At 39.4% G+C, this 12553-nt stretch carries 9 protein-coding genes; 1 reads left to right on the top strand and 8 read right to left on the bottom strand.

Annotation, left to right across the window (positions count from 1 at the left end; translation table 11 throughout):
• Window positions 1-38 precede the first annotated feature (38 nt).
• Complete coding sequence (gene licT, locus J9537_RS12490) at window positions 39-881, bottom strand: BglG family transcription antiterminator LicT (RefSeq protein ID WP_028020487.1); 843 nt, start codon at window positions 879-881, stop codon at window positions 39-41.
• Window positions 882-1217: 336 nt separating this feature from the next.
• Complete coding sequence (locus J9537_RS12495) at window positions 1218-2069, bottom strand: leucine-rich repeat domain-containing protein (protein WP_010745418.1); 852 nt, start codon at window positions 2067-2069, stop codon at window positions 1218-1220.
• Between the two features lie 126 nt (window positions 2070-2195).
• Between J9537_RS12495 and J9537_RS12500 the strand changes: the two genes are divergently transcribed.
• Entirely contained in the window at window positions 2196-2708 is a 513-nt protein-coding gene (locus tag J9537_RS12500) for a type 1 glutamine amidotransferase domain-containing protein (RefSeq protein ID WP_010745417.1), read from the top strand.
• Window positions 2709-3078: 370 nt separating this feature from the next.
• Here the strand turns inward: J9537_RS12500 and J9537_RS12505 are convergent, their stop codons facing one another.
• The 6 genes from J9537_RS12505 to J9537_RS12530 all read right to left on the bottom strand — a co-directional run bounded on the left by J9537_RS12505 (window position 3079) and on the right by J9537_RS12530 (window position 12135).
• Window positions 3079-3342, bottom strand: a complete 264-nt coding sequence (locus J9537_RS12505; RefSeq protein ID WP_010745416.1) for a hypothetical protein — start codon at window positions 3340-3342, stop codon at window positions 3079-3081.
• A 169-nt stretch (window positions 3343-3511) separates the two neighbouring features.
• Entirely contained in the window at window positions 3512-3661 is a 150-nt protein-coding gene (locus J9537_RS12510; protein WP_010745415.1) for a hypothetical protein, read from the bottom strand.
• A gap of 79 nt (window positions 3662-3740) precedes the next feature.
• Window positions 3741-4592, bottom strand: a complete 852-nt coding sequence (locus tag J9537_RS12515; RefSeq protein WP_010745414.1) for a class C sortase — start codon at window positions 4590-4592, stop codon at window positions 3741-3743.
• A gap of 16 nt (window positions 4593-4608) precedes the next feature.
• Window positions 4609-6513 carry a SpaH/EbpB family LPXTG-anchored major pilin gene (locus J9537_RS12520; protein WP_010745413.1) on the bottom strand — a complete coding sequence of 635 codons (1905 nt, stop codon included), beginning with the start codon at window positions 6511-6513 and terminating at the stop codon, window positions 4609-4611.
• A 4-nt stretch (window positions 6514-6517) separates the two neighbouring features.
• Window positions 6518-7993 carry a SpaH/EbpB family LPXTG-anchored major pilin gene (locus J9537_RS12525; protein ID WP_010745412.1) on the bottom strand — a complete coding sequence of 492 codons (1476 nt, stop codon included), beginning with the start codon at window positions 7991-7993 and terminating at the stop codon, window positions 6518-6520.
• The gene (locus J9537_RS12530; protein ID WP_245001256.1) at window positions 7990-12135 is read right to left on the bottom strand and encodes a collagen binding domain-containing protein; all 4146 of its coding nucleotides are present in this window, start codon (window positions 12133-12135) and stop codon (window positions 7990-7992) included. Before J9537_RS12530 ends, J9537_RS12525 begins: the two co-directional genes overlap by 4 nt.
• Window positions 12136-12553 lie beyond the last annotated feature (418 nt).

Consider the following 12553-nt stretch of genomic DNA (forward strand, 5'->3'; position numbering starts at 1 on the left):
TAACCCGGGATGACACGAGAAGTCATTGGGCGCCACATTTATTCACTTACCTTTTGAACCAATCGAGCGATATGAATCGTTAAATACAATTTCTCATCATTTGACATTTCATAAGCATACTTTTTACTAATAAAATCAGCGATTTTCTCTACACATTGATACGCGTTCTGATATTTCTTTTGAATGATCAACAGTAGTTCGTTGTCTGTTTCATCCGTTAGCTGCCGCTTGTTCATGATGCGAGAAGCAAAGAAACGTAAATGCGTTGTAAAACGATAAAAGTAGACAGATTCTTCATCCAATTGAACTTTAAAATAATAGCTGGTTATTTGTATAATCTCCTGCATCAACTCCGCCATCATATAGGCGTCTTCATTGTCACTTTCTGTTTGTGCATTTACTAGATGCAAGGCAATGTTTCCTGCCTCATCTTCTCCTAGATCAATGTTGAACTTCTCTTTGATCTTCTTCACAGCACTCACACCGACGGAAAACTCATCTGGAAATAAACGTTTGACATCCCACAATAATAAATTCCGAACACGAACCCCTTCTTTGACTCGTTGGATTGCCGCATATAAATGATCCGTGATGGAGATATAGAGCGAGTCATTTAACGGATTCTTCAATGTGACCTTCGCCTCATCAATGATGTCATTGGCGATTTCTACATAGGTGATTGGAACATCTACTAGTAACTCCTGAAACTTATTGAATAAATCACTATTCGCAAGGTGATAGGTTTTGTCGATCGCCGACTCGGTGATCTCATCCCCTATTTTTTTCTGAAAGGCTAGACCACGCCCCATCGCGACGATCTCGTTATTTTTTTGATCGGTCGTGATGACTACATTGTTATTCAAAATCTTCTGAATCTGCATCCAATGCTCCTCCGTTCTGTGACATTCGCTACTTAAAATCATTTCCACTGACTTCGTTCACTTAAAATGATAGATACCTTCGTAATCGTTGTCAAACCCAAGATTGTTGTTTTTTATAAAGTCACCTCCTAATTTTGAGCAACAAAAAAACCCAATGAGGGCACGACAAATAAATCGTACACATCATCAGGTTTAGCTTGTATTTAAACAATCACTATCCATCATTTGGTCTATTTAATTCAAAGTTAGCTTAACAAATCCAGAAAGCGCTGTCAACAAGTTTTACAAAAAAACTTTTCTTCACAAGAAATTTTGTGAACAGACGCCTTCTACCTCTTAGCAATAGACAATGCAGCCTTTTCGCCCTAAATCAGCGATCCAGCTAGGTATGACTAGTTCGTGATTCCAGCGTAAATCAAGTCTTTGTAAATTTTCTAATTCCAACAATGATTTTGGCAATGTACGTAATTGATTGCTGCGCAAATCAAGTTCAATCAATGAAGTGGCCTCCCCTATTTCCATCGGAAGCGAGGTTAATTGATTGTGACGCAAATTGATTCTTTGAAGATTTTTTGTAATAGAAAAATTTATTTTAAACGTAGTGAGAGCATTTTTTTCTAGGTCTAAAACCCGCAGCTTCTCCCAATGACTCGCTGGGAAAACAAAGCTAGTGAGTTGATTATCTCTTAAGTGAAGCTCACGAAGCTGCTTGAGTTCGCCGATTGATTGTGGCAGATTTCGTAATTCATTCTCCATCGCCCGCAGTTCAATCAAGTTATTTAAACTACCGATACTTGCTGGTAGTTCAGCTAACTCATTTCCACTTACATTTAGATATTCAATCGCTGGCAGTTGCGTGAATAGGTCAGGCAATTGCTTCAATTTATTGTTATGTAAGTAGACATACTCTTTTAAATTTACAAGATCAAAAAAGGATTCAGGTATTTCCTTTATCTTATTATGTCCAAAATCGATGTTTTTTAATTGAGACAGCTTGCTAATTTCATCAGGAATCTCGGTGATTTTATTGGCAGAAATATTGAATATTTCTACCCTCTCCATCTGAAAAATTTCTGCTGGAAAAGCCTTAAATTGGTTATTAAAAAGATTGATCTCTGTATAGGTTTTAGCAGAAGTTGTTAAAGCTGGAAGCTTTGTTAATCCTTGATTCATGGCTATTAGTTTCATTAAAAACCTCCTATTTGAGTCCGACAGCTTGACCCTAATCACGAAGCTGCAAACAGATTAATTGAATTCTCATTGATTATCCTTTAGGGTTAAAGAGTAGTTAAAATAAGAAAGGATGGACAGTCAATGACCAAGAAAATTGCAGCAATCGTCACAGATTTAGTAGAGGATGTTGAACTATCCTCTCCAAAAGAAGCATTAGAAAAAGACGGCAATGAAGTGACAATTATCAGCTTTGAAGCCGATCAAGAAATTACTGGTAAAAAAGGAACCAAGTTCAAAAGTGATAAAGGAATCGATGAAGTGAAGCCTGAAGACTTCGATGCTTTATTGATTCCAGGTGGATTTTCACCCGATCAATTGCGGAGTGATTCACGTTTTGTCGCGTTCGTTACGTATTTCTTAGATAAGAATGAACCATTATTCGCTATTTGCCATGGGCCTCAATTATTTATCCAAACAGGACTAACAAAAGGCCGCACAATGACTGCCTATGACACAGTACGTCCCGATGTTGGCTATGCGGGGGCAATCGTTAAGGATGAACCGGTGGTAGTCGATAACAAACTTGTTACTAGCCGAACACCCGACGATCTTCCTGATTTTAATGAGAAAATTGTCGAAGTATTGCATGCGTAATCTCTAACGATAAAAGGACTAGATTTTTTTCTAGTCCTTTTTGCTTTTTCTAAGCCAATGTATTTGGATTAGGGCCTCTGCCAAAACCTAGCAAACACTATAGATAAAGTATACAACAAATAAAGAGACGGCCATTCTAACGACCCAGCTGACTAAAAAAAGGACGAGAGAAATTAACTCTATGGTAAGTTACATTTTTCTATGATAGCGATTGGAAAACGTGAGGTATTCTTTCCGATCTTTCCGAAAGAAATAGGTCAAATCATTCCAAAGCAAATGAGGCGTTACTAGCGAAAGACTACCAAAAAGACCTAACACACAAAAGCCAAGGGACAAAAACTGTAACGACGTCATTCTTTCTCATCTCTTTCTATAAAATAAGATAGGACAGGAGCAAAATCAACAGAAAACCGATAAAAAAGGGTGGTACATACTTAAAAATGAACTGACTATACATTTTTCCGATCCTTCGCTCTGTCTCGAATCTCGGATCTTCTCTATCTTTCCTGAACTCCCAAGGAAACCTCGCGATAAAAAGCCCCTTCGTCCACTTTGGCAGTACCGCAATCAGCAGCAAAAGTCCTGTAACTATGATGCCTCCAAAACCAATTTGCTCCAGCATATAACGATCCATACCAATCACCTGCTTTCAAGAAAAACGACAACAAACAACAGCATTGACACACGTGTTTGATTCATCCGCAACTTTTTATAACTATTTCTTCCTGCACCCTTAGTTTACCACCAGAAATCGCGTTATTGAAGTTCAAAACAAAAACAGCCCTTAATGGACTGTTTTTAGTTTAGACTACATATCCAACTGCAAGACAGTTCAGTCCATTCGAACCAACGAAGGCATTGATAACTGTTCCATTTTGCGGCAGATAGCCGTCCTTTTCTTTGTTTTTATTGAACTCCTTGACTGTAAAGACTAACACTCTTTTAAACTTCATACGCGCTATCCCTCCATTTTTTATCTACCAGTTATTTTAGCAGATGTTGAGAGCGATGTTAACGCTATCATTTGGAGTACTAGCTTCTTTTCCGTCCCTTCAAGGATTTAATTCGTTTGAAAACAATGCTACCTATCCCAATCATTAGTAACAGACTGAAAATCAGAATGGCAAGAGAACGATTTCGATGAACTCGATCCGCTTTGGCAAGCGTCTTTTTCATCCCTTCACTAAAAGGAATCCGCGTTCCTCGGACTAAAAGACGATGACTGTTAACTCCATAAGGCGTGCAGGTCATTAACGTCGCGTAGTTTTTGTCTTCAACAATATTCAGTGTTTCGACTTCTGTCGGTTCAATGGTTTGGATTTTGTCCACCTTATAGGCAAAAGTCTGATTCTTGTACTCCAAATAAAAGTGATTGCCCTTCTTTAATTTTGGTAGATCACTAAATAATCGGGCTTCTTTTAATCCTCGATGAGAAGTGATCACTGTATGGATACCCTTCCCACCATCAGGATAGGAGGTGCCCTCCAGTAAGGCAGCCCCTCGTTTCAAAAACAAATTGTCGGTCTGGTCGAACACTGGTAATGTGACGTTGATTTTCGGAATACGAATGACGGCAATCGTATGCTTTTGATAATAATCCTTTTCCAGTGTTGTGTTTTCTGGTTTCTTTTTTGTAAAAGGATCGTTTCCTGGTACCCCCATCTTAGCAATTTTTTTGTTTTCTTCTTTGATTCGCTTCTCTTCTTGCTGGATCGCTTCCCGATTTTCTGCATTCGATTTTTCCTGGTAATAATTGATGACCTGCTGATTCCAAAAATTATTCAACGCATCGCCTACTAAAGGGTACAGTAACGCCCCCGCCCCGCCAAGCATGATTATAAGCATCAGAATATCTATAAACAAATATCTGCGTTTTTTCTTCATCGAACCACCAATTTCTTTACTTTTCAGCTAATTGCGTACGCTTTTTGAAGTATAGGATTCCACTTGCTAACCCGATGATTCCGATGGCAATCAGACCAGCGAGCCCCATGCCTCCAGTCATTGGCAAGATCCCTTTGGCTTTGTTTTCAACACGTAAAATTTGATTATCTTCTGCCCCATCAGCTGTAAACGACATATCTTTTAACTTCACATAGCCATCCGGAGTTTTTGTTTCAATCAGAGTATAGTAATCAGCTTCATTTGTTCCAAGACCGTAAATACCAAAGTTTCCATTCTCGTCCGAAATGAGTTTTGTGGCAACTTTTTCATCAGCGACCCAATTAACAACATAGTTTTTGGCACAACCTGTCACTGATTCAACGGATTCACCAGTAGTTTCATTCGTCAGTTGCATAAATTCACCGGCATTATTTTTTATCGCAAACTCAGCATCCTTTAGCTTTTTATCTGTACCACTATCCACTTTGACGAAACGTTTGCCATAGGTTTGTATACGTTGTTTGTCTTTTGAATCACGGAATGAGTTTTCGAAGACAACATCGTTATCGATTTCTTTCAGATCTGTTCCTGCTTTAACCTTCATTGTGGCTTCAAAAGACAATGTTTTCGTCGCATGCTGCGCTAAATTTGCCGGCGTGAACGTTATAGAGAATTCATTTGAATTCGGAGTCATAGAAAATTGAGGAGACAAGCCGGTTGGTTCACCACCATCGACTTTAATGCTATTTAAGATTTTCTCCTTGCTGCAACAAAGCTCTAATCGATTATCAAAGGTATCAATCAGTTTATACGTTTGATAATTTCCGACATCTTCAGGAATCTTTTTCGAGATGGTATAGGTAAGCTCTTGACCATTCCGCACCTCTGTATCATCCACGTCTTTTTCTACATTCGGGACCTTGAAGTTATATGCTTCTGCTAGATTACCTCCAAATGGTTCATTAAGTTCTTTCGGTTGAAGCTTTTGATCATAGTAGTTGTATTTAGCCACTTTCCATTCATCTGAAACTGTGACTGAAACCTTTGGGTTGATTTTAAAGTGATATTTATAGTTATTCTCTGAGTTCTCACTTTGTTTTTCAGCGGTCGCTACATCACTTTCGATTTCATGAAACTCATAGACTCCTGGTGACAGTATCAGTCCTTCCACTTTCACAATACCTTCTTTATCGGAGGTGAAGACTTCGGCCGTATCTTTTTCAGCTTCCGATATGTCGAACTGATTCGTTGCGGAATTATAGTAATTGCCTTCGTTTTTCTTCAAAATGAATTTCGCGCCTTGTAAAACCTCTTTCTTTCCAGCAGAGTCAATGCCGTATTTGATAAATTTCACATCGTTTGTCGGCAATTCATTTTTAGGATAAACATGCACCTTTTCTCTTAATACTCCAGCCTCATCACGTGAAGGCAGACCAATCACGAATGGTTCAGATTTGGCTGGAACGACCCCAGCTGGGATAGTGGTTTGTTTGATCAAATAGATGGCATTTTCCGTTCCCGATGTTATTGATAGCGCCCGCTCTGCCAGTCCATCAGCTCCTGTCTTGGGAAATACTTTTCCAGTTATACTGGATGTATCTGCTTTTTTTGCTGCTTCGATTGCGGCCGTTTCCTTCGCTGCATGATCGCCACTCTCAGCTTCATATGCTTGCCAATAGACGTTCGTCACATCATAAGCGGTGAAGATGGAGCCCTCTAGTGGTTCACCAGTGAAATCATTCATCTTATCCCCAGTGTTTTGAATCTCATTTGGTAGTTTCTCATATTTAAGATTATGGATCACAACTGTTTGTTCACTCGGCTCTTTCGCCTCTGCTGTCCTAGCCGAACCAAACAAACCTTGAGTTAACACCGCTGCTAATAAACCGATCATCAGAATCAAACTTTTTTTGATTTTCATTGGATCATTCACTCCTTTTTGTTTTACGTAAAACTACTGTCACTAGGACAATTCCGACTAGGCATCCGCCAAAGAGAACAAACCAGACGTTTTTCCTATCATTCATTTTGGGATACTGCGCAAGCGCTCCAGCTGCCGCTTGTTTCTTCGTTTGAGCTGAACCTGGTTTGTCTGGCTGTTTACTTGTTGAAGAAGTTTTTTGATTGACCACCTGCAGAATGCCTTTGGAGAAGCTATAACTGTTTGCCGAAATATCAAAAGGAACATTCTTTTCACTCAAAAGGTAATCAGCAGGCGCCTTCACTTCTTCTAATGAATAGCTGCCGTAGCGTAGTCCTTTGATTTCGAAGAAGCCTTCTTTATTTGAGGTCAATTTGACTACTCCAGCATCTTCCTTTTTGTCTGTCCAACGGTACGCCTTTTCATCACGCTGCAAATATTGCCCTTTCTCATTTTTAACGACAAACACTGCCCCTGCCAATGTCTGGTCTTTCTTTAGTGCATCGACCTTAATGAATTTTTTCCCGCCTGTTTTTATCTGCCTTTCACGAATGATCTTGTCAAAATCTGTCTCAAGCTCCGCACGATTAATGATTTCATGATCAATCTTCGCTGTGTCCTGCAAAGTCATAGTGTAGGAGACGGATACAGCTTTTCCAGTATGCTCCTTCAATTTTGCTAGATCAAAAACCAAGCTAAAGCCATGGTCCGAGCTTTCTAACTGATACCCCTCGTAAGCTTTATCCGCTACTTGGACTTTGATAGATTTAGCCTCTAATAATAGGCTTGCGTCTGCTTGATCGGAGATGAGGTACTTGCTGTACATTGATAGATTAGAAGGCAGTTGAGTCGTTAGTCTGTACTGGATTGGATCGCCTAGCTGATAACTCGTTTGCTGGTCAAGAATCTTTTTTTCAAAGTGAGGCTGAGTTATCTCATTTTTAGGGTATAAATGGATTGGTCCTTCAAGAATTTCTCCAGCAGCATCTAATACAGGTAATGCCACGATCATATCTGCTCCTTTACTTTTTACGTCGCTGGGTGCCGCACTTTCCCGAAAGAGATACACGGCCTCACTCTCCTCAGAAAGCTTTGGCAAGATGAATGTGGCTATACCATCTTTATCTCCCAACGTCGCTGTTACTTGACGTGCGATGAATTTTCGATCGGAAACATCCATGTTCTGCATTTTCGCTTGAACCTTTTTCACGTCTTTGTCCTCAGAGTCATCTAATAAACGATAGAAATCTGCCGTGACATCATACACATCAAAAGTTACACCATTTAAGCCATCGTACTCCTTCAAACGTTCGTCGCCATCATTCTGAATAGCATCCGGCATTCCATTCTCTGGAAATACGAGTTTGTGTAACGTAAAGGTTATCGTGTCTATCTCTGCTGCAGAGACACGCTCGCTTATTCCCACGACAGTTGAAAGGAGAACCACAAGCAGCATTATCAGCCTAACTAGCTTTTTCATGACCATCCCTCCTCTTTTTTTAGCGAAAAGTGATACCATAATCCAACCAGCAAACCGACAAGACCTAGCGTTATCAGCAATGCCCCACCAGCTCCCCCAGTCTTCGGCAAAGGGGTGCGCGGATTATTTCTAGCTGTAAACTGAATTTGAGCATTCTCTCCTTCTTCACCTTTTTTGACGCTTATATCCTGTTTATCTAGCTCATCGCCATCGTACCTCACGGTGACATCTCCTTGCTTGGAGATCGAAACTGTAAACGCTCCTTTCAATTTGACAAAGCCGTCTGGCGCTTTTGTCTCCTTAACGATGTAGTCTTTTCCTAATAGCAGTGGATACGGATTTTTTTCGGCATCTTGGAACTTTCCGATCCCGCTTTTATCAGTGGTTGCTGTTGCCAGTGTCTGTTCATTTCCAGCCTCACTTAACGCGAATTCTCCCCCCTGCAATTCGCGTTCGTCCATCATACTTTTCTTCAAGATTGCCAATTCAAATGGTTTGAGTTTATTGTTCTTGTGTTCATGAAGATATTCGTGCTCAGGTAGATTACCATCGATGATAAATTTATGAACGGTGTCATCTAATTCGTACCCATCAGGGGCTTTTATTTCTTGTATTGCATATTTTCCATAACGGAGATTTGATATTTTTTCAAGGTCAATACTTTCGCCCTCTCCTATTTGGACGATCCGGTCCTTCTTCACCTTAATACTCGGCAGAAATTCCTGTAATTTACCATCTTTATCAACACGGAAAAGGGCAAATTCAGCAATAGCGTCAATCAATTCTCCTTTTTCATCAATTTTTCTAATTCTTAACGCCCCATCAACTCCGCTAGAAGTGCCTGAACCTTGAGTCGACTTCACTTCCACTTGCTTCACCGTTTCAGTGATTAGATGCCCCTTTCCAAAAAGCGATGCTTTATTTGATATCTGTGTACCATTTTTGAGGGCCGGATCTATGTTCGTGGAATATTCGATGATATAAGGCTCTGATATAGATTCACCTAAAGAGATCGTCAGTGTTTGTGTACCCTTTTCGATGTCGTTAGAAAGTTGTACAGAACGACCTTCTTTACTCAAATCAACACCCTCACCTTTCACGTACAGATTCCCCTTCTTGATTGCTTTATAAGCTTTCACTTTTACTGAGCCATTTTCCTGCTGAAAAGTTTGCTCATTGATCGTAATGGTATCAGTGATGATTGGGTCATTGATTGTTCGACTGTCTTTATTTAATATGATTTCATAGTTTGCCTGCAGCTTGGCTTCTGAATCCTCCATTTCCTGACTGCCATTTTTAGTCAGCCAATCTGTCTTGTAGCTCTTTTCAACAAAGGCTTCCACTTCGAGTTTTTCACCCTCAAAATCCATCTCGGCTTTATTCTTGTATTTGAAGGTATCTTCATCAGCCTTCACTTTAATGAAAAGAGCAAAAGGTTCAGTGATCTCTTTTAAAAGTTTGATGCCAAAATTTTCAGAGTTGGTTCCATTTGAGATAATCTCGTAATCGATATCTTCCTCAAGCTGATCACCGTATCCTGTTAATCCATACTCTGGTCGGTCATAAATCACTTTGTGGATTTTGACCTCTGGATTCGATTGTCCTTCATGAATATCTTCCCAAATGATTGTTCCAGCGTTTAATTTAACTCCCCAAGAATTTATTGGAACGGTCCAATAAACGGAATCCTCTGCTGGCTTCTCTCCTGCAAAGGGACTGACCTGATTTTTATATTCTTCCCCCTTTGCCACAAAAGTCCCGTATTTCCAGCCATTCTGCCCCATCCGAGAATCGATCCATACTTCCGTTTCATCTGAATCGTATCCTTGTCTTTCTTCGCCTTCATATTGATAAGTTACGATTGCTGAATTCACAAAGTAATTACTTTTCTTTGACCCAGAGGGGCTTTGATATTCCATCATAAAATGCGTGTTGTAGCGAATCTGCAGCGTCTCATCGGTACTTGCATAGTCTCCAATCAGCCTAATCACGAACCCGTCTTTGTAATTCTCACCTTTAGACTCTAAGATAAAATCTTTTCCTTTTCTAAGTTCACGAGATTCATCAATATCATTATCATTCGCAGCTTCCTTTTTTAACGGATAAATGTGTAGCGTGTCCTCATTTAAGCGTAAAGCGGATTTATTATTGCCGTTAACGCTGCTATATTTGTCTTCAATTTTGGCATTTTTCATCACGATTTTGTTCTTGTTGATGGTGGTCCACCAAGTTAATTCGCGTTTCATATAATCGGTTCCCTGATGAGATTTAGTTACTCCTAACGTATCCTCATCATCGATACCGCTGCTCCCATTATATTTTTTCCCTTCGACCCAAAGATAATTTACGAATTCCTCGTTTAAAGGTGGGGGAATCTCAAAAGCCTTTGTTTTGTAGCTAAGATAATAGATTCCCGCTTTAGCAAATTTGATGCCGAATCGAACGATTTGGTCGGCATCATTTTTATCTTTCTTCGTTACTTCCTCCGCCCTGATGAACGACCATTGATCCTCCTGCAACGTACGCCCTTTCTCATCTGTAATTGCAAGCGTTGAAGGATCAAAATAATGCAGTGCCCCCTCTGACCAATGATCATTTTTATACATCTGATCAATGATTTCTCCACCATCATTTTTGATCGTCGCCTTCATACGCCAATCAAAAATACCATTTTCAAATTCGGAATCGATCAAGAATTTATAGCTGGGGATATCAACCAAAGAAACTGTTGCTTCTACACCATTCTCAATGAAATTTGATCCTGTGATCGCAGCGGTATTCTGATAAGCATTCGCACTGCCGGAATCTGTGATTCTTGAGCGAACAATGAATTTCACCGGGTGAGTCAGTTTCTGCTTTTGCTTATCTAAATTAGGAAAGGATAGTTCAAAATAGGAACGATCATTTGGTGGTTCAAAGTGCAAACAATGATAAAATTCTGATCCTACCTCCTTCCAATCGCCTGCTTCATCAGGAACCTCGCATTTAATACTTACAAATTTATGGTTTGCTTGCAAATAATCCGTCACTTTGACATTTGCTAGCTTTCGACTGTTTTCATTGATGTTGATTTCCCATGTGATGATGTTGTCATTACCGATCGATCCGGTTTTTTTAATCGCCGCTTTAGCAATCTTGATTTTCACTTCACCACTGGTACTACCATCCTCATTAATTTGCTCTTCAGTAACTATCTCTTCAATATGCTGTTTCACATCTAATTGTGTAGAAAGATGAATCGTTCCCTTACGATTACTTACTTCAGCGGCCTCGTCATTAAACTTGATTGTTAATAAACCGTTGATGTCCAAATCAAAGCTGCCTAAAGGTTCACCACCTGACGTTTCATTTTTTAAAGGTTCATTCTGTATTACCTGATGGACAGCAAAATAATCTGGCAACTGATAAGTATAATAATCTCCTGATTGGATCTCTACCTCATTTTCCAACTGCCACTCAAAATCGACTTGGATATTATTGTCTCTGGTTGGTGGCTTCTCCTCCGAAAAGTTCTCACCATTTCCATCCGTTACTTTCATACTGCGGAGCACCCAAGTTCCTAAAGCATTTAAGTCTCGCCCTGCCTCTCGAAGAGCTTCATTCTTATTCTCAACTTCTGTTTCAATAAATAGTGATTCCATAACCTGATTACCAAAATCAAGGGTTACGTCGGAATTTCCCTTCTTAGGTACTTCTGCTTGAATAGTCACACTTCCTTGGTAATGTTTGACAGATTGATAGTCCGGCAACCTTTCATCAGGAGTCATTTGGTAATTTTGAGCAAAGGTAAATTGAAGGATGCCATTGCTGACTTGAAAGCTTCCCATCCCGTCCGAAAGAATCCCATTTTGCTCGATGTAACTCAGTTCCTCCGGTAATGTCAATTCTCGCGTTTCTCCTTCTTCAATCAGATCCACACTAATCATTTGCCACGCAAGTTCAATCGTTACTGTTTCTAATTCTTTGATACGATTGTCCGGCGAGTTCAATTCACCCATTGCGTCCAAAATAGTTGTATCTACTACCTCGATGTCACTATGGGCTTCTACATTTTCAGCACGACTGCTCGTATTTATTGGGATCAAACTAAAAAGTAAACTGATTACTAGTATCAAACTGGGCATCCACCTTGCTTTTCGCATATTCTCCATCTCCCCCTCCAAAAATTTAAAAAACTATAAAAAAATCGCTAAAAATTAATTATAATTATTCCAAATCGCCCAAATATAACAAAATACATCTTATCTAAATCCTAACAATAAACTTTATATTCATCAAATTAGCACAATAATAACAAACCGCACTACTAAAGAGAGGACTCGTGTAATTTAAAAAGCCTATTCCCCTATACAATGTAAGAATAATTTTTGTTTAACGTTATAGATAAAAAATTTTTAATAGCTGAAATCAATTTCTGTAAAAAAATTTCACTGAATTGATTTCTATCAATAATGAAGAAGAAAGCAAGGCTTATAAATCAAGCTTTCTTCCAATTTTTGATTGTCTTTTCTAGCAAGAAGAGTTTTCCCAAATTTTTTCAAATCCATAATTTAATTGGTC

The sequence above is a fragment of the Enterococcus raffinosus genome (genome assembly GCF_019175485.1).
In the GTDB taxonomy this organism is placed as follows: Bacteria; Bacillota; Bacilli; order Lactobacillales; family Enterococcaceae; genus Enterococcus_A; species Enterococcus_A raffinosus.